The organism is Pseudoxanthomonas sp., assembly GCF_002863005.1.
Taxonomy (GTDB): domain Bacteria; phylum Pseudomonadota; class Gammaproteobacteria; order Xanthomonadales; family Xanthomonadaceae; genus Pseudoxanthomonas_A.
Map to the genome: position 1 here is coordinate 126,270 of NZ_PKDG01000014.1, position 18,694 is coordinate 144,963.

Below are 18,694 nucleotides of genomic sequence, written 5' to 3' on the forward strand. Positions count from 1 at the left end.
ATCCGGGCGAGGGCTCGATTGTGCGGGTCTGCAAGATGATTCGCCGCTGCGGCGGAAACATCACAGCCCCCGTGCACGTGAACGCGCCCGCGTGCTGCAACGCGACAGGACGCCCTCGAAGGCGCACAATATGCGGCTCGGCGTGCGGCTCCGCGACGCCCCGGAGTGTCCGCATGTCTACCGAATCCCCCTCGTCCGCCCCCCTCCTGTTCGCCGACCTCGGCCTGCCTGCGCCCGTCATGGCCGCGGTCACCGCCGTGGGCTACGAGACCCCGTCGCCCATCCAGGCCGCCACCATCCCGGCCATGCTGGCCGGCCGGGACGTGCTGGGCACCGCACAGACCGGCACCGGCAAGACCGCCGCGTTCGCGCTGCCCGTGCTGGCCAACATCAATCCCAGCGCAGGCAGCCCGCAGGCGTTGGTGCTTGCGCCCACGCGCGAACTGGCCATCCAGGTGGCCGAGGCGTTCCAGAAGTACGCCGGCAAGATCCCCGGCTTCCACGTGCTGCCGATCTACGGCGGCCAGAGCTACTACCCGCAGCTGCAGGCGCTCAAGCGCGGCGTGCACGTCGTGGTCGGTACCCCAGGCCGCGTCATCGACCACCTGGAGCGCGGCTCGCTGGACCTCTCCGGCCTGAACACGCTGGTGCTGGACGAGGCCGACGAAATGCTGCGCATGGGCTTCATCGACGACGTCGAGACCGTGTTGAAGAAAACGCCGGAAACGCGCCAGGTGGCGCTGTTCTCCGCGACCATGCCGCCGGCCATCCGCCGCATCGCGCAGACCTACCTGAAGGATCCGGTCGAGGTGAACATCGCCTCGAAGACCACCACGTCCGCGAACATCCGCCAGCGTTACTGGTGGGTCAGCGGCATGCACAAGCTGGATGCGCTGACCCGCATCCTGGAAGTGGAACCGTTCGACGGGATGATCGTGTTCGCCCGCACCAAGGCGGCGACCGAGGAGCTGGCCGACAAGCTGCAGGCGCGCGGGCTGGCGGCGGCGGCGATCAACGGCGACATGCAGCAGGCGGCGCGCGAGAAGACCATCCAGCAGCTCAAGGACGGCAAGCTCGACATCCTGGTCGCCACCGACGTGGCCGCGCGCGGCCTGGACGTGGAGCGGATCAGCCACGTGCTGAACTACGACATCCCGTACGACACCGAAAGCTACGTGCACCGCATCGGCCGCACCGGCCGTGCCGGTCGTGCCGGCGACGCCATCCTGTTCGTGACGCCGCGCGAGAAGGGCATGCTGCGGTCGATCGAGCGCGCGACCCGCCAGCCGATCGAGGAAATGCAGCTGCCGAGCGTGGAAGCGGTCAACGACCGCCGCGTGGAAAAGTTCCTCGCGCGCATCACCGATACGCTGGCCTCGGGCAAGGCGGGCGAGTTCCGCGCGCTGATCGAACGCTACGAGCGCGAGCAGAACGTGCCGGCCGTGGACATCGCCGCCGCGCTGGCGCAACTCGTGCAGGGCGACACGCCGCTGTTGCTGTCGCAGGAGCGCACGCCGCGCGAGCAGCGCCCTGTGCGCAGCGAAACCTACGGCAATGCGCCGCGGCGAGAACGCGACGAGCGGCCGCGTCGCGACGAAAGCCATGGCGAGCGTCCGGTGCGCAGTACCGACAAGCCCGAGCGGTCGAAGATCGAACGGCCCGACGTCGACCGCCCGCGCGCCGACAAACCGCCGCGCGGCGCGCCGGAGGTGGGGATGGAGACCTACCGCATCGAAGTGGGCCATGCGCACGGCGTGAAGCCGGCCAACATCGTCGGTGCCATCGCCAACGAGGCTGGGCTGGAGAGCCGCTACATCGGCCGGATCGACATCCAGCACGACCACACCACGCTGGACCTGCCCGAAGGCATGCCGCGCGAGGTGCTGATGCACCTGAAGAAGGTCTGGGTGTCGGGCCAGCAGCTACGCATCCACAAGCCCGGCGAGGGCGCCGGTCCGGGTTCCGCGCCGCCGCGCAAGTTCGGCGGACCGGGTGCCGGCAAGGGCAAGCCGCGGGGCGACAAACCGTTCGGCGCGGGCAAGCCGCACCGCAAGGGTCCGCCGCGCGAGTGACGCCGGCCGCCGGCGCGCGGGCGCCGGCGGGTGGCACGGAAGTTGCATTTCGTAGACGCAAGCCAGCACACCGGATGTCGGGACGCGGCGACGTACCGGAGTGTCAGTGAAGGGGAACAGGGGACGAATCGGCGGAATCGCGGGGTGGCTGCTGCTGCTCGCGGCCGCGTCGTGCCCGGCGCTGGCGAGCCCCCAGTCCGGCCGCGACTATCTCGTGACCGGTGCGCCCACGTCCGAACAGGCCCCTCAGCGTCACTGTACGCCCGCCATGCAGGCCGGACTGACCGAACGCGTCGAGATTCCCGCGCCGCCCGGCGGGTGGTCGGGGGCGCCGCAGGCGGTCAATGTCTTCAACATCTTCGCGGGCGAGGTGCGCGTGCACCATGGCGACCGCGAGATCTGCGGTCGGATGCACGATGCCCGCACCCGCGATTCGCGCTTCCGCGCCGGCGTCGGCATGGTGGTGGTACCGCCCGCGGGCAATCACGAACCCATCCAGGTCGCCTGGGAAAAGCCGCTGAAGCCGGGCTGGATTCCCACGGTGCGCATCGGCGCACCCAGCCCGGTGCAGCAGTTCGACACGGCGCGCCTGCTGGTGCGCACCGCCTGCGTGGCCATCGCCATCGCGCTGGCCTTCATGGCCCTGATGGGCTTCCTGAGCACGCGCGACCGCGCGTTCTTCGGCTACACGCTGCTGTGCGCGCTGAGCGTACTGGGGCAATCGGTGCTGAGCGGACTGAGCGGCTATCCCGAGCCCTGGCTGCCCGTCGATGGGCAGGAAACCCGCTGGCTGGTGGCGTTCTCCTGCGTCGGCTTGCCGATCCTGCTGTACGTGATGTGGCTGCTGGTGGGGGGCGCGCGCTTCTGGCCGACCACCACGCGCTGGCTGCCGTGGATCACGGCTGCCCTGTGCGCGATGGGCATGGCGACGGCTTGGCTGCCGCCGGCCGGCCTGTCCCGCCTGGCCATGGCGATGGACACCGGATTCGTGGCCGGCTGCGTGGTGGTCTTCGCACTTGGCCTGGCATCGCTGCGCCGCCACCGCGCCGACGCGACGGCGGCGCTCGCGGCCGTGTTGCCGTTCCTGACCATGGCGGCGATGGACCTGGCCGACAGCTGCCTGCTGATCGAATACCGGGTGGAGGCCATCCAGCTGTCCATCACCTGGTTCCTGACGGTGAGCGCCTACGTGCTGAACCTGCGCCTGGGACAGCTGCGCCGCCAGCGCGACGAAATGCGCGCACTGGCCGATACCGATGGGCTGACAGGCTTGCCGAACCGACGCGCCGGCCTGAAGCGGCTGGAACAGCACATGCGCGATGCGCGCATCGGCGACGGGACGCTGGCCGTGGGCTTCCTGGACATCGACCTGTTCAAGCGGATCAACGACGTGCACGGGCACGAGGCAGGCGACCGCGTGCTGGTGGCCGTCGCGGCCACGCTCACCTCGGCCGTGCGCGATCCGGCGGACGTGATCCGCATGGGCGGCGAAGAATTCCTGGTGCTGCTGCCGGGTATCGGCGGTGCGACCGCGCGTGCGCGCCTGGAGACGATGCGCAGTGAGGTGAGCGCCGCGGGCGCGGCGCTGGGCATCGACGGGTTGGTGGTGACCGCCAGCATTGGCCTGGCGACGCTGGTCACCGAAGACACCGACGCGGCCTCGCTGCTGCGCAGGGCGGACGAGGCCATGTACCGGGCCAAGCGCGCCGGCCGCGATCGCGTGGTCGATGCCGAACCCGACGTCGCCCACTGACGACGACCCCGGGCAACGACCACTGGTCGGCAAGGCGGCTCCTTTTCCTGCGATCCCCCTCAAGCGCACCGCGCACGGGCCGATGAACCGTCGCGGAGCGCAGCGTGGATGCCCTTCGTCCGCGTACACCCACAGGAGCAGGAGTGGACAACTGGGAAGCCACCGCCTCGGGCGCGCCTGACGGCCGGCATGACGACCGCGGCCTGCAGCGGCTGCCGGCGCGGGTGGCAGCGCTCATCGTCCTGTTCGCGCTGGGCGCGCTGCTGACCGCTGCCGTCCTGGAGACGCAGGCGGGCGCCACCGCCTACATCATCGGCGAGAGCCACTGGTCGAAAGCCCACCAGCGTGCGGTGCTGGGACTCTACCGGTACGCCAGCCATGGTCGCCCAAGCGACCTGGATGCCGCGCGCGACGCGTTGCGCGTGCCGTTGGGCGATCGTGAGGGCCGCCGGGCGCTGGAACGCGAACCGATCGATGTCGCGGCCGCCCGTGCGGGCTTCCTGCAGGGCCAGAACGCGCCAGCCGACATCGATCGCCTGATCTGGATGTACCGCGCGCTGGCGCGTGCGCCTTACTTCCGCGATTCGGTCAGGCTCTGGCGCGAGGCCGAAGTGGAGATCGACCAGTTGGTCGCGCTGGCCGATGCGCTGGAAGCGCGGACGAAGGCGGGTCCGCTGGATGCGCACGACGTGGCTGCCTACCAGCGGACGCTGCTGGCGATCGACGCGCGCCTGCGCCCGAAGGAACTGGCGTTCTCGCGTTCGTTGGCGCAAGGCGCGCATTTCATGCGGCGCGCCCTGCTGGCGCTCAGTGCACTGGCGTTCATCGGGCTCTGCGCCTACGCATTGCATGTGATGCGCACGACGCTGCGCCGCGTGCGCGAAACCGAAAGCGAATTCCGCATCGCCTTCCACCAGTCGGTGGTCGGCATGGTGAAGCTCGACCGCGAAGGACGGTTCACCCAGGCGAACGAAGCGCTGGCGCAGATCCTGGGGCGGCCGCTGCAGGAACTGCGTGCGTTGCGCCTGGCGGACGTGCTGCACCCGGACGACCTGGTGGTGGATGCCGCCGGTGTCATCGACTGGGTGCGATTGCGGGATGCCGGCGAGCGCCGCTTCGTGCGGCCCGGCGGCGAAGTGCGCTGGGTGCGCTGGACGGCATCGGTGGTCGCCGCCCGCACCGGCCGCAGCGAACGGGTGTTCGTGCTGGCCGAAGACGTCTCCGAAGCGCACGAACTGGCATGCGAGATCGCCCACCAGGCCAGCCACGACGAGCTCACGGGCCTCATCAATCGCCGCGAGATCGCACGACGGCTGGGTCTGGCGCTGGGCGGCGTACCGGGCGGGCGGCGGCACACGCTCTGCTTCATCGACCTGGACCAGTTCAAGCTGGTCAACGACACCTGCGGCCACGAGGCGGGAGACCGCTTCCTCTGCCAGTTTGCCCATCGCGTGGCCACGCAGCTGCGTCGCGACGACTGGGTGGGACGCCTGGGGGGCGACGAGTTCGCCGTGCTGCTGCACGACACCGGGCTGGACGAGGCGGAAGCGGCGATGGCGCGCATCCAGGCCTCGCTCGGCGAGAACGCCTTCCGCTGGAACGGTCGCATGTTCGCCCTCAACTGCAGCATCGGCGTCGCCGAGATCAACGACGATGCCGTCGACGTGGACTGGCTGCTGCGCGCCGCCGACGCCGCCTGCTACGTCGCGAAGGAAGAAGGCCGCAACCGCATCCGCTGCTACCGCGACACCGACCCCAGCCTGTCCCGCCGGCGCCGGGAGCTGGAATGGGTGGCCCATACGCAGCTGGCGATCGCCGAAGAGCGGTTGCTGCTCTACGCGCAGCGGATCGTCGCGCTGGAAGGCGACAGCGGCTTGCAGTACGAAGTGCTGGTGCGCCTGCGCGATCGCGACGGGACGGTGCATGCGCCCGGGGTGTTCCTGCCGGCGATGGAACGCTACGGCCAGGGCATGGCGGTCGATCGGTACGTGATCGAGGCGGTGTGCCGCTTCTTCGCGCGGCATCCCGCGAGCCTCGCGCGCGTGGACCTGTGCCATGTCAACGTGTCCGCGCAGTCCGTCGCCGATCCGGCGTTCCTCGAGTACGTGGGCCAATGGCTGGACCAGCAGCCGGGCGTGGCCCGGCGGTTGTGCTTCGAGATCACCGAGACGGCGGTGATCGCCAACCTCGACGACGCTTGCCGGTTCATCGATGCCATGCGCGAACGCGGTTGCCGCATCGCCCTGGACGATTTCGGCAGCGGGTTGTCGTCCTTTGCCTACCTCAGACGGCTGCCGGTGGACATCCTGAAGATCGACGGCGCCTTCATCCGTGACCTCGCACGGGGCGAATCCGACCTGGCGCTGGTGCGCTCGATGAGCCAGATGGGTCGGGCGCTGGGCAAGGCCACCGTGGCGGAATGGGTGGAAAGCGAGGCCGTGCTGGCGCAACTGCGCGAAGTGGGCATCGGCTACGTGCAGGGTTACGCTGTCCATGTCCCTTGCCCGCTCGACGAGTTGATGGCCGGGGACGTGGCCGCCGCCGCGGCGTACGCCGAAACCGCATGATGCGCACGCCGGGCGGCCGATCCCGGATAATGGACGCATGACCATCCGCCTCAACAAGCACATCGCCGACACCGGCTTCTGTTCCCGCCGCGAGGCCGACCGCCTGATCGCCGAGCGCCGCGTCACCGTCAATGGCATCGCGGCCGGGGTGGGCGCCGTCGTGGGCGAGGGCGACGAGGTGCGCGTCGATGGCCTGGCGATCAGGGCGCGCGCGGTGAAGGCCGGCAAGCGGAAGCATGTGTACATCGTGCTGAACAAGCCGGTGGGCGTGACCTGCACCACCGAGTCGTCGGTGAAGGACAACATCGTCGACTTCATCGGCCACGAGCAGCGCATCTTCCCGATCGGCCGGCTCGACAAGGATTCCGAAGGCCTGATCCTGCTGACCAGCAACGGGGACATCGTCAACCAGATCCTGCGCGCGGAGAACCGCCACGAGAAGGAATACCTGGTGGCGGTGAACAAGCCGGTCACCGACGAGTTCCTGCGCGGCATGGCGCGTGGCGTGCGCGTGCACGGCCAGATGACGCTGCCGTGCCGGACCAGCCGGATCGCCAAGTTCGGCTTCCGCATCACCCTGACCCAGGGCCTCAACCGGCAGATCCGCCTGATGGCGGCCGCGTTCGACTACCGGGTCACGCAACTGCGTCGCGTGCGCATCGACAACGTCAGGCTGGGCGACCTGAAGGTCGGTCGCTGGCGCAACCTCACCGACCAGGAACTGCGCGGACTGCTGCCGCAGCAGGAAAGCTGGTGACGCGATAGCGTGACCGCGGTCGCGTCGTGGACGCTGTCCCGCGGCGACCATCGCGGCATACTGCGCCGGTGTCCCCCCGCGCATTGACGGCATGAGCCCACCGCCGAAGCCCGACAACGAGGAAGCGCGCCTGGCCGCGCTCTACAGCTTCGATATCCTGGACAGCGCGCCGGAGCGCGGCTTCGATGATCTGGTGCGCATCGCCGCCGGCATCTGCGGCGTGCCGATGGCGGCGGTCACCCTGATCGACCGCGATCGCCAGTGGTTCAAGGCGCAGGTGGGAATCGAGCATCCGAACCCCTCGCGCGAATCCTCGTTCTGCGCGCACGCGATCCTGACGCCCGACAGCACGATGGTGGTGCCCGATGCGACCCGGGATACGCGGTTCGCCGACAATCCGCTGGTGACGGCGGAGAACGGCATCCGCTTCTACGCGGGCGCGCCGCTACTGTCCGGCGATGGCCACGCACTGGGAGCGCTGTGCGTCGTGGACGACCAGCCGCGCGAACTGGAGCCCTACCAGCGCGAGGCGCTCGAGGCGCTTTCGCGGCAAGTGACGCAACTGCTGGAACTGCGCCGCGTCAGCCGGCAGCTCAGTCACCAGCTGCGCGAGCGGGCCTGGTACGAGCAGCAGATGCAGCTGTACCAGGACCAGTTGGAGCAGCAGAACGCCGACCTGTCCGAACAGACCAGGACCGATCCGCTGACCGGCCTGCCCAACCGGCGGGCCTTCACCGCCGCGCTCGACGCTGCGATGCAGAAGGCAGGGCAGAGCGGCGAGGCGCTCGCCGTCGCGGTGCTCGATGTCGACCACTTCAAGACCGTCAATGACCTGCATGGCCACGATGAGGGCGATCGCGTGCTGGTCGCGCTGGCGGACATGTTGAAGGCGCAGGCGGCCGGTCGCGGGCTGGCCGCGCGCCACGGCGGCGAGGAGTTCGTCATCCTGATGCCCGGCGCCACGCTGGAGGAAGCGCGCCTGCAATGCGAATTCATGCGCCAGAGCGTGGGCCTGCTGCCGATGGGTCTGCCGATCTCCGTCAGCATCGGCCTGGCGGCGCGCCAACGCCAGGACACTGCGGAAACGCTGTTCCGCCGCGCCGACCAAGCGCTCTACGAGGCCAAGCGCAGCGGCCGCGACCGCGTGGTGGCCGCTGCCGCCTGAGTTGATCGGGATCAATGCGGACTGCGGCGGATCGTCGCATCCTGCCTGCATCGGCGGCGCAGCGTGCGGCCGCCCCCTGCGGAGCACGACGATGAAGATCCTGTTGGCCGTGGATGGAAGCGAGATCGGCCTGGCGGCCGTCCGGCACCTGGTGGAATTCGGCAAGTCGCTGGCGGAACCGCCCAGCGTGATCCTGCTGTACGCCGACCCGCCGCTGCTGCGATCGGTCGCGCTCGAACTCGGCAACGACGGCGTCGAGCGCTACCACGCCGAGAACGGCGCCTATGCCATGAAGAAGGCACGCACGGCGCTCAAGCGCGCCCAACTCCCGTTCGTGGAGAAAATCGTGGTGGGTGAGCCGGCGGAGAGCATCGTCAAGCAGGCGAAGGCATCGAAGGCGGACATGGTGGTCGTCGGCACGCATGGCCGTGGCGCGCTGAAGCAACTGTTCGTGGGCTCCGTCGCGCTGAAAGTCATCGCGACCAGTCCGGTGCCCGTGCTGGTCGCGCGCTGACGACCGTCAGTCGACGATGTTCTTGGCCTCGGAGGTGCCCAGCACCTCCGGGTGCTCGATGCGCTTCTGACGCTGGGTCAGCGGGTGCAGGAACACCGCGGCCAGGATGATGCCCACGCCCAGGTAGAACAGCGGCGTCAGTTCACGCTGCTCGCCCAGCAGCACGATGGCCAGGACGATGGCGTAGACCGGTTCCAGGTTGGTCACCAGTTGCACGCCGTACGCGCTCAGGTGCTTCAGCGCGACCAGCGACAGCGCGAACGGCAGCAACGTGCAGGCCAGCGACAGGATCACCAGCAGCGCGCCGTCCTTCAGGCCGGGCAGCACGAACAGGTCGCCCGCGAATGCGGGAAACAGCATGGGCATCAGCGGGGCGAGCGCGGTCAGCAGCAGGGTGCCGGCGCCCAGTTCCAGGCCGGTGATGGTCAGCGGCTCGCCGTGGTCGATCAGGCGCTTGTTGAGCGGGCCGAACACGGCCACCAGCAGTGCCGACAGCGCGCCGACGAGCACGCCCAGGCGCATGCCATCGGGAATGCCACCCACGACCAGCGCCACGCCCGGCAGCACCGCGATGCCGAACAGCAGTTCGCGCCACGAGAACGGGCGACGCGTCAGCCAGGGCTCGATCACCGAGGTGAAGGCCGGCGCCAGGGCGATGCAGGTCACGGCGACCGATGCGTTCGACAATTTGATGGCGCCATAGAACGTCAGCCAGTGCAGCGCCACGATTGCGCCGATGCCGCAGTAAGCCAGTACCAGTTTCGGCGACATGGCGCGCAGTCCGCGCCAGACGCGCGGCAACAAGGCGAGGGCGGCCACCACGATCAGCATGCGCCACCACACCAGCGGCAGGGCCGACAGGCTGATCAGCTTGCCCAGGATGGGGGTGAAGCCCCACAGCAGCACGCACAGGTGGATCTGCAGCTGGGCCTTGGCGGTCGGTGTCATCGGCATCCGCGCATTGTCGCCGAAGCACTGCGCGGCTGGCGATGGGACCACTCCCGGCCGGGCGTCCACCGTGGCAAGCTGGCGACACTGCGGACCGAGGATGACCGATGTCGCCTGCACGCCTTCCCGTCGCATCCCGTACCTGCGCCGCCCTGGTGGGGCTGCTGGCCCTGTCGGCGCTGACGCTGCAGTACATCCTTCTCGTGCAGCTGACGCGCGACACCATCGGGGTGGCGTTGGGAACGCTACGGTTCGTCACGTACTTCACCATCCTCAGCAACATCGCGGTGGCGCTGGTCGCGTTCACCGCGGCCACGGGGCGTCCGGGTTTCTTCGCGCAGGCCAGCGTGCGCGGTGCGGTCGCGCTCTACATCGGCGTTACCGGCAGCATCTATTTCTTCATCCTGCGCCACCTGTGGCAGCCGCAGGGCGCGCAATGGTGGGCCGACACCGGCCTGCACTACGCAGTGCCGCTGGCGTACTGGGCGTGGTGGCTGAGCTGCGTGCCGCACGGCGCGCTGCGCTGGCGCGACGTCGCCGGGTGGCTGCTGTTCCCGCTGGGCTACGTCATTTGGGTGTTCCTGCGCGGCGCGTGGGTGGGCGAGTACCCGTACCCCTTCATCGACGTGGGCCAGCTGGGCTGGGCACGGGTCGGCGTCAATGCGCTGGGTGTGATGGCCGTGTTCGTCGTGCTGGGATTGGTCGTCGTGGGCCTGGACCGGCTGCTCGACCGCCATCGCGAACCCGCCGTGGGAGCGACGTGAGTCGCGATTGCGCGTCGTATAGGCCTGGTAGCGACACCTCATGCGCGGTTTGTGCGGCGCCTGGCGTGTGTTGCAATGGCTGGCTTTCGCGACTCACGTCGCTCCCACAACGATGTATGCCGCTGCCGATGGACGGCTAAAGAGCGGCATGCGATGTTCGCGCGCCACGACCGTACCGCCCTCCAGGACTTCCGCATGACCGCCGGCGACGCATCACCTCCGAGTCAGCGCCCCTTCGACCGACGCGATGCGCAGACGCTCGGGCTGTCTGCGCTGGGCGGCGCGCTGGAGTTTTACGACTTCGTCGTGTTCGTGTTCTTCGCCAAGACGCTGGGCGCGTTGTTCTTCCCGCCCGGCACCGCACCCTGGCTGGCGCAGCTGCAGGTGTACGGCATCTTCGCCGCCGGCTACGTCGCGCGTCCGCTGGGCGGTATCGTGATGGCGCATTTCGGCGACCGCCTGGGTCGCAAGCGCATGTTCACGCTCAGCGTTTTCATGATGTCGGTGCCGACGCTGCTGATCGGCCTGCTGCCCACGCATGCGCAGGTCGGTGCACTGGCACCCTTGCTGTTGCTGACGATGCGGATCGTGCAGGGCATCGCGGTCGGTGGTGAAGTGCCGGGTGCCTGGGTGTTCGTCGCCGAGCATGTGCCGCGCAGCCGCGTGGGCATCGCCTGCGCCACGCTGACCGCCGGACTGACCGCCGGCATCCTGATCGGCTCGCTGCTGGCCGCATGGATCAACACCCGCTACAGCGCCGCGGAGGTGCAGGCGTGGGTATGGCGCGTGCCGTTCCTGATCGGCGGCGTGTTCGGCTTCGTCGCGGTATGGCTGCGGCGCTGGCTGGAAGAAACGCCGGTCTTCGTCGAGATGCGCGAACGCCGGCAACTCGCCCGCCAGGTGCCGGTCAAGCAGGTGCTCGCCGCGCATCGGCCGGCCGTGGTGCTGTCGATCCTCGCCTCGTGGCAGCTGACGGCGGCGATCGTCGTCATCGTGCTGCTGACGCCGACCCTGGTGCAGACCAGCTTCGGTATCGCGCCCGCGGTCGCGTTCCACGGCAACAGCCTGGCGACGCTGGCGCTGGTGTTCGGCTGCCTGGCCGCCGGCTGGGCGGTGGACAGGATCGGCGTGGGGCGCGCGCTGCTGTCGGGTTCGCTGGGATTGGGCGTGGCGGCCTACGCGCTGTACGGCGCGCTGCTGTCGGGGCACGAAGCGCAGTTCGTGGCGTGGTACACGCTGGCCGGCTTCTGTTGCGGCGTGGTCGGCGTGACGCCGGCGCTGATGGTCGCGGCGTTCCCACCGGAAGTGCGATTTTCCGGTCTGTCGTTTTCCTACAACGTGGCGTACGCGGTGTTCGGCGGGCTGACCCCGCCGCTGCTCGCCTGGTTGTCGAAGGCATGGGGCCCGCTGGCCCCGGCGCACTATGTGGCCTTCACCTGCGTGGTCGGTGTCGGCGTGGCCGCCTGGATCATCGCGAAGCGGCCGCTGCGCTACTGAGGGTCACTTCGCGAGTTGGCGGATCATCGCCATCGCCGCCGCCGGGTTGCGTTCTTTCGCACTGCTGATGAAGTACAGGAACACGTCGCGCCTGGGCAGCACGGGCGCGGGCTCGCCCACGTGCGGCAGTTCGGCGATGTCTCCGCCGCGCGACCAGGCGCGTGCGCGCTCGGCCCATTGCGTCAGTTCCTTCGGCGGGTATCCGGTCTCGATCGGTTGCGAGCGCATCAGGCGTGCGTAGACGAAATCTGCGGTGAGGTCGGCGAAGGACGGGTAGTCGGTGGAATCGGTGAAGACCGTGGCCACCTGGTGGCGACGCGCGAGTTCGATGAAGTCCGCGTCGACGGCGGCGGGGTCGCGGACTTCCAGCGCGTGCCGCAGTGGGCGGCCGTCCACGTCGCGCGGGAGCAACGACAGGAAGGCATCGAGTTCGTCCGTATCGACGCGTCGTCCCGCTTCGAACTGCCAGACCAGCGGCCCCAGCTTCGGACCCAGTTCGGCGATGCCGCCGACGAAATCCTCCACCTGGGCCCGCGTCGACGCCAGCGAGCGCGACTGCATGATGCGCTTGGGCGCCTTGGCCGAGAACACGAAGCCGTCCGGGGTCTGGTCGCGCCAGCTGGCGTAGGTCGCCGGCTTCTGCGCGCTGTAGTAGGTGCCGTTGATCTCGATGGCGGTCAGCTGGCGGCTGGCGTATTCCAGTTCCCGCCGTTGCACCAGACCCTCGGGATAGAAGTTCTTGCGCCACGGCGCGAAGGTCCAGCCGCCGATGCCGATGCGGATGCCGTCGGTGGAAACCGGGGGCGGAGAAGCGAAGAGGTCGTCCATGCGCGGAGCATAGCCCGGCATGCGTCGCGGCCGCGTTACCATGCGGTCAACCCGCGCCCTCGGAGCTGCCCGCATGTCCTGGACCACGCCCGACCTGTGCGACCAGTACCCCGATGTGCAGGTCGCCGAGCCGGTGTTCCGCGGCTATGGCGGACGCGTTGTGTTCGCCGGGCCGGCAGTGACGGTGAAGTGTTTCGAGGACAACTCGCGCGTGCGTGAACTGGCGGCGACGTCGGGCGAAGGCCGGGTGATCGTGGTCGATGGCGGCGGTTCGCTGCGGCGTGCGTTGCTGGGCGACCAGATCGCGGCGAACGCGGTGAAGAACGGCTGGTCCGGTTTCCTGATCTTCGGCTGCGTACGCGATGTGGACGCGCTCGCCGCCTTGCCGCTCGGCGTGCAGGCGCTGGCATCGCATCCGATGAAGACCGACAAGCGCGGCCTGGGCGAGGTGGACGTGCCGGTGGCGTTCGCCGGCCTGTCGATCGCGCCGGGCGACTGGATCTATGCCGATGCCAACGGTGTGATCGTCGCGACCTCGCGCCTGGCGTAGAGCCGAGCTTGCTCGGCTGCTTTCTTGCGAAGAAGCGGAGCAAGCTCCGCTCTACACCGTGCCATGGAAGCCGCTGGATCCCCGCATTCGCGGGGATGACGTCCCGGCAAAGGCGCGCTGACGTGCGCGCCGGGACGTCACTTGATCGGTTCGTCCAACATCAGCTGGCGGACGAAGCGCACCGGCGGTGCGCCGTAGGACAGCACCTGGTCGTGGTAGGCCTTCAGGTTGAACTGCGCGCCCTGCTTGGCTTCCGCCGCCTTGCGCATGTCGAAGTGCTCCTGCACGCCGACGAAGTACGTCGGCAGCTGCGCCGAGGTCAGCTGCGCGCGCGTCCACTTGCCGGCGGCTTCACGTTCCTGCTGGAAGGTCTGGCGCACCATCAGGTCCATCGCCTGCTCGCGCGTCCAGCCGTCCACCTGCACGCCCTGGTCGAGGATCGCGTTGGCGATCGTGCGCAGGTAGAACTTCATCTGCACCAGGTGGAACAACGGATCGTTGTCGAGGTAGCCGGCGTCGGACATCATTTTCTCGGTGTAGACCGCCCAGCCTTCGGCGAACATGCCCGAGCGCAGCACCGCGCGCAGCGTCGACGGGAACTTGGCCGAGTGCCAGCCTTCCAGGTAGTGGCCCGGCGTGCCTTCGTGGATGCTCAGCAGGTGGATCATCCGGCTGTTGTATTCGCGCAGGAACGAGTCGACCTGCTTCTGGTCCCACTCGTCCGGTATCGGCGAGACGGCGTAGAAGGTCTTCAGGTTCTTGTCGAGCGGGCCGGGGGAATCGCAGTAAGCCACCGCCACGCCGCGCTGGAACTCCGGCATCTCGATGATTTCCACCGGCGCGTCGGGCAGCGTGACCAGGTCGTGCTTGCGCACGAACTCGGTGGCCTGCGCCAGCGCCGCTTCGGCATCCGCCACGACCTTGTCGCGCGCCGGGCGTTCGGCGTAGGCCAGCTCAAGCGCGGCCTCGATCGCCTTCTGCTGTTCGTCGGCAGTGGGCGTTTCCGGAAGCGCGGGCGCGCCGGGCTTGTCCTTCAGCACGGTGCGGGCGATGCCGTACATCTCCTCACGCACGCGCTTCAGCTCGCCCTCGGCGCGCTGCTTGATGTCGGCGCGCGACAGCGAGGAGAGCAGGGCGAACTGCAGCTTCTGGTCGTACAGCGCCTGGCCGATGCGGAAATCGCCCTTCGCGTTCGGTACCAGCGTCTTGTCCAGCCAGGCCTGGTGCTCGGCCACGGCCTTCTTCAGGCCGTCGATGGCGGCGTCGGCCTGCGCGCGGTCGGCTTCGCGCAGTTCCTTGAGGTGCGGCGTAATGAAGGTATCGACGATGCTGAGGATGCCGGCGTTCTGCTTGGCGACGGTCTCGGCATGCACCTTCGGTACGCGCGCCGGGTCCAGGTTCTCGCGGGCTTGCGCCAGCAGTGCCGGGATCTTCTGCATGCGCGCGGTGGCGGACTTCAGGCGATCCGGCAATGGCGCGAACTCGCGCGCCATCAGGCCGTAGATCGCGCCGCCGGCGACGTTGTTGTAGACCTGCGGGTCCCACGCCCAGCTCTGCAGCGTTTCGGCGGTCCAGATGTCGTACTGCAGCTGGTTGCGCAGGATGGCGGCGTCGACCTGGTTCTCGCGCGACAGCGCGGCGATGTCGGTCGCATCCAGTTCGGCCAGGATCTTCTTGCTGAACTCCAGGCCCTTCTGCCGGCCAGCGGCGCTCAGGTCGTCGAGTTCGCCGTCGTATTTGTGTTCGCCGATCTGGGTGGCGCCGACGGGCGAGAGTTGCAGCCAGCCTTCCAGGGCGCGCTTGGAGAGATCGGCGAAGGCCGCATCGGCCTTGGCGGTATCCGTGGAGGCAGCCGCCGTATCGGCGCCGGCAGCGGCGGTGGGGGCTTCGCTCTTCTGGCAGGCGGACAGCGAGGCCAGGAGGGCGGCGGCGAGCAGGGTCTTGCGCATGGGAGTCCTGTTGCGGTGCGGCGGTGAGCGGAGCCGGAAGCATAGGCCGAAGGTCATGCCCGTGCCCGTGCCATTCGATATACGCTGGCCACCCAGCCAAACGGAAGACGTGCCATGAAGCATGACGGAAGCTGCCATTGCGGGCGGGTCGCGTTCGAGGTCGAAGGCGAGGTCAACGACGTGATCGACTGCAACTGTTCCCTCTGCCGTCGGCGTGGCGGCCTGTTGTGGTTCGTGCCGCGTGAGGCGCTGGTGTTGAAGACGCCCGAAGGCGACCTGTCGACCTATACGTTCAACAAGCACCACATCCGGCACCACTTCTGCGCTGTCTGCGGGATCGCCCCGTACGGCGAAGCCGCGCATCCCAAGACGGGTGCGCAGATGGCGGCCGTCAACGTGCGCTGCCTGCCGGGCGTGGACCTGGCGGCCCTCAAGGTGACCCCGTTCGACGGCGCCAGCCTCTGACGTGGTCGCCGAAGACTTAGGGAGATCAAGATGCGCATTTCGATAGTGCTGGTGCTGGCGGGCTTATTCGTGTCCTCGCCCGCGTACGCGTCGTGTCCGCCCGAGGGAACGGATGCCGGATCGTTGCGGTTGTTGCGCGAGCAGCGCTTCGCCGTGCCGGACGACGTGCGTGCGACGTTGGTCGAGAGGCTTCCCGCATGCTTGTCCGATCCTGATCCGACGTTGCGCGATGGGATCGGCTACGAGGGCCTCAGTGCGTGGCTTCGTGCGGGCTCGTTGGACGAGACCCAGCGCCGCACCCTGCGCGATCGCCTGTACGCGATGCTGGAACAGGACACGGCCGACGGCGTGGGACCTCCGTTCGCCGCACTCGTGCTGTCCGAAGTCGCGCGTACCGACCGCATCGCGCCATGGATGTCGCCGGACGAACGCGACGCGATGGTGCGGCGTGCGGCCGCATACCTGTCGTCGGTGCGCGACTACCGCGGTTTCGACGCGAAAGAAGGCTGGCGCCATGGTGTTGCCCATGGCGCGGACTGGGCGCTCCAGTTGGTACTCAACGATCGTGTGGATCGTGCCCAGGTAGAGACATTGCTCCGGGCGGTAGCAGCCCAGGTCGTGCCTGAAAGTGCGCACGCGTATGTCTTCGGCGAGCCGGGACGACTGGCGCGGCCCGTGCTGTACGCCGCAAAACGCGGTTTGCTCGACGAAGCGGCGTGGACAGCCTGGTTCGGTGCGCTGCCGCCCCGGCTGGGCGATGCCAAGCAGGCGTATGCGGATACGACCTGGCTCGCGCGTCGCCACGATCTGATGGCTTTCCTGATGAGTGTCCATCTGGAAGCCGATCAGTCCGAAGACCCCAACATCCGTGCGCTGAAACCGATGGTGGTGCAGGCGCTGAAAGCCGTGCCCTGAGTCTGTCGGGCTACTGATGGGCACCACGCCCCAGGAAGTCGTCCGGCATCGGCGGTAGCGGCGTGCGCTCGTCGCGCGCTTCTTCCTTCAGCCAGTCGATGAAGGCCTGCGCGGTGGCGCTGGGAGGTTTGTGCGCCGGATGCACCGCGTAGTAGGCGAAGCGCGCTTTCAGCGCCGGCCCGGGCAGCCGCACGAGTTCGTAACGCTGCAGATAGGGTTGGGCGACATGCCGGCGCGCGAGCGCCGCACCTACGCCATACACGGCGGCGCGCATCGCATCGGTGCTGTCGTTGAAGCTGTGCATCGACGGCAGGCGCAGCCCGCGCACGCCGGCGGCACGGAACCAGTCGCGCCAACCCTGCAGCGCGAGGTCCGTCACCAGCGGCAACTGGGCGATCTGCCGCGGCTCCTTGACCGCTTCGATGCCGGGCAGGGCGGGCGACGCGACCGGAAACAGTTCATCGTCCATCAGGTGGTGCGAGGTCAGGCCTGCCCAATGCCCGGGGCCATGGCGGATGCCCAGTTCCGGGCCTTCGTCATCGAAGCGCGTCAGCGCTATGCCGGTGTCGACATGCAGGCGGACATGGGGATGGCGCGCGCAGAAACGCGGTAACCGCGGCAGCAGCCAGCAATAGGCCATCGAATGCAGCGTGGTAATGCGCAGCGTGGTGGTCTTGCCGGCGAGTCGCAGGTGCGAGGCCACGGCATCGATATCGCCGAGCGCCGCATTGGCGGCATCCGCCAATTGGCGGCCTTCCATCGTGAGCTTCACGCCGCGCGCGTGGCGCTGGAACAGGACCACGCCGAGCAGTCCTTCCAGTTTGCGTACGTGGTGGCTGACGGCGCTGGCGGTGAGGTGCAGTTCGTCGGCGGCGTGGGCGAAATTCTGGTGGCGGGCGGCGGCGGCGAAAACGCCGAGGGCGGGCAGCAGGGCGGGGCGCAGGCTCATGGTGGCTCCAGGCACAAGCCATATTTGTGACTTGGCCGTATCGTACGCGCTTGTGGGGTTGGCGGGATCGGCCAGAATGGCGGCAGGCACGAACGAGGCTCCCACCATGGCACAGGCGACGACCACCGTAGACCCCATCCCGCAGGTGGCCGGACGCGACTGGCGCACGCCGCTGGAGTTGCTGGCGCTGGGCGCGATCTGGGGCAGCTCGTTCCTCTTCATGCGCATCGCGGCGAACCCGTTCGGACCATTCGCGCTGGTCGAGGTGCGGCTGGCGCTGGGAGCATTGGTCCTCCTTCCGTTCCTGTGGCGCGAGCGCGCGCACTTCCGCGCCGGCATGTGGCCGCGCCTGGCGATGATCGGCGCGATCAATTCGGCCATCCCGTTCCTGTTGTTCGCGTGGGCGGCGCAGCGTTCGCCTGCGGCGATCGGCGCGATCTGCAACGCGATGACCGTGTTGTTCGCGGCGCTGGTGGGCTTCCTGTTCTTCGGCCAGAAGATCGGCGCGCGCCGTTCGCTGGCGCTGCTGGTGGGCTTTGTGGGCGTGGTGGTGCTGGCGACGAGCAAGGCCGGTGGCTTGAGTGTGGGCGGCGCGGTGGTGGCCGGCTCCACGGCGGCATTGCTGTACGGCGTGGGCGTGAACCTGGTGCGCAAGCATCTGGCGGGCATCCCGCCAGCGGCCGCAGCGGCGGCGACGCTAAGCTGCGCGGCGCTGCTGGTGCTGCCGTTCGCGGCAACGCATTGGCCCACCGCCAGCATCGCGCCCGGTGCATGGGGGGCGGCCATCGCCATCGGCGTGGTCTGCACCGGCTACGCCTTCCTGCTGTATTACCGGTTGATCCAGCGCATCGGTCCGGCACGTGCGTCGACGGTTACCTACCTGGTGCCGCTGTTCGGCGCGGGCTTCGCGTGGGCGTTTCTCGGCGAGCCGGTCACGCTGGCGATGCTGGCCGCGGGCGCGCTGATCCTGGGCAGCGTGGCGGTGAGCCAGCGGGCGACAT

General features: G+C 68.8%; 16 protein-coding genes. 12 read left to right on the plus strand and 4 right to left on the minus strand.

The features are described 5' to 3' along the window. The first annotated feature begins 173 nt into the window (after window positions 1-173). The 6 genes from CYU89_RS04990 to CYU89_RS05015 all read left to right on the plus strand — a co-directional run bounded on the left by CYU89_RS04990 (window position 174) and on the right by CYU89_RS05015 (window position 8,828). Window positions 174-2,072: a DEAD/DEAH box helicase gene (locus tag CYU89_RS04990; protein WP_296279124.1), complete on the plus strand. Its 1,899-nt coding sequence runs from the start codon at window positions 174-176 to the stop codon at window positions 2,070-2,072. A 106-nt stretch (window positions 2,073-2,178) separates the two neighbouring features. Next, window positions 2,179-3,825, plus strand: coding sequence for a GGDEF domain-containing protein (locus CYU89_RS04995; protein WP_296279125.1), 1,647 nt, complete (start codon window positions 2,179-2,181; stop codon window positions 3,823-3,825). Between the two features lie 143 nt (window positions 3,826-3,968). Beyond that, window positions 3,969-6,392, plus strand: coding sequence for an EAL domain-containing protein (locus tag CYU89_RS05000; RefSeq protein WP_296279126.1), 2,424 nt, complete (start codon window positions 3,969-3,971; stop codon window positions 6,390-6,392). 37 nt (window positions 6,393-6,429) lie between these two features. Then, entirely contained in the window at window positions 6,430-7,149 is a 720-nt protein-coding gene (locus CYU89_RS05005) for a pseudouridine synthase (RefSeq protein WP_296279127.1), read from the plus strand. Window positions 7,150-7,240: 91 nt separating this feature from the next. Continuing rightward, complete coding sequence (locus CYU89_RS05010) at window positions 7,241-8,314, plus strand: sensor domain-containing diguanylate cyclase (RefSeq protein WP_296279128.1); 1,074 nt, start codon at window positions 7,241-7,243, stop codon at window positions 8,312-8,314. A gap of 91 nt (window positions 8,315-8,405) precedes the next feature. Beyond that, window positions 8,406-8,828, plus strand: a complete 423-nt coding sequence (locus tag CYU89_RS05015; RefSeq protein ID WP_296279129.1) for a universal stress protein — start codon at window positions 8,406-8,408, stop codon at window positions 8,826-8,828. 6 nt (window positions 8,829-8,834) lie between these two features. Here the strand turns inward: CYU89_RS05015 and CYU89_RS05020 are convergent, their stop codons facing one another. Beyond that, complete coding sequence (locus CYU89_RS05020) at window positions 8,835-9,782, minus strand: DMT family transporter (RefSeq protein WP_296279130.1); 948 nt, start codon at window positions 9,780-9,782, stop codon at window positions 8,835-8,837. A 101-nt stretch (window positions 9,783-9,883) separates the two neighbouring features. On the opposite strand from CYU89_RS05020, the gene CYU89_RS05025 reads away from it, so the two are divergent. Further along, window positions 9,884-10,540, plus strand: coding sequence for a Pr6Pr family membrane protein (locus CYU89_RS05025; protein WP_296279131.1), 657 nt, complete (start codon window positions 9,884-9,886; stop codon window positions 10,538-10,540). 195 nt (window positions 10,541-10,735) lie between these two features. Next, complete coding sequence (locus CYU89_RS05030; protein ID WP_296279132.1) at window positions 10,736-12,037, plus strand: MFS transporter; 1,302 nt, start codon at window positions 10,736-10,738, stop codon at window positions 12,035-12,037. A gap of 3 nt (window positions 12,038-12,040) precedes the next feature. Here the strand turns inward: CYU89_RS05030 and CYU89_RS05035 are convergent, their stop codons facing one another. Then, window positions 12,041-12,865, minus strand: coding sequence for a DUF72 domain-containing protein (locus CYU89_RS05035; RefSeq protein ID WP_296279133.1), 825 nt, complete (start codon window positions 12,863-12,865; stop codon window positions 12,041-12,043). Between the two features lie 73 nt (window positions 12,866-12,938). On the opposite strand from CYU89_RS05035, the gene rraA reads away from it, so the two are divergent. Then, window positions 12,939-13,415: a ribonuclease E activity regulator RraA gene (gene rraA / locus CYU89_RS05040; protein ID WP_296279134.1), complete on the plus strand. Its 477-nt coding sequence runs from the start codon at window positions 12,939-12,941 to the stop codon at window positions 13,413-13,415. Window positions 13,416-13,552: 137 nt separating this feature from the next. Here the strand turns inward: rraA and CYU89_RS05045 are convergent, their stop codons facing one another. Continuing rightward, window positions 13,553-15,364: a DUF885 domain-containing protein gene (locus tag CYU89_RS05045; RefSeq protein ID WP_296279135.1), complete on the minus strand. Its 1,812-nt coding sequence runs from the start codon at window positions 15,362-15,364 to the stop codon at window positions 13,553-13,555. Window positions 15,365-15,478: 114 nt separating this feature from the next. Here CYU89_RS05045 and CYU89_RS05050 point away from each other — a divergent pair, with 114 nt between their 5' ends. Together CYU89_RS05050 and CYU89_RS05055 are read left to right on the plus strand one after the other, a co-directional pair. After that, window positions 15,479-15,829: a GFA family protein gene (locus tag CYU89_RS05050; RefSeq protein ID WP_296279136.1), complete on the plus strand. Its 351-nt coding sequence runs from the start codon at window positions 15,479-15,481 to the stop codon at window positions 15,827-15,829. Between the two features lie 30 nt (window positions 15,830-15,859). Then, complete coding sequence (locus tag CYU89_RS05055) at window positions 15,860-16,744, plus strand: DUF2785 domain-containing protein (protein WP_296279137.1); 885 nt, start codon at window positions 15,860-15,862, stop codon at window positions 16,742-16,744. Between the two features lie 10 nt (window positions 16,745-16,754). On the opposite strand, the gene CYU89_RS05060 is transcribed toward CYU89_RS05055, so the two are convergent. Further along, complete coding sequence (locus CYU89_RS05060) at window positions 16,755-17,693, minus strand: LysR substrate-binding domain-containing protein (RefSeq protein WP_296279138.1); 939 nt, start codon at window positions 17,691-17,693, stop codon at window positions 16,755-16,757. A 106-nt stretch (window positions 17,694-17,799) separates the two neighbouring features. On the opposite strand from CYU89_RS05060, the gene CYU89_RS05065 reads away from it, so the two are divergent. Next, window positions 17,800-18,694, plus strand: an 895-nt coding sequence (locus CYU89_RS05065) for a DMT family transporter (RefSeq protein WP_296279139.1), incomplete at its 3' end; no start/stop codon positions are given.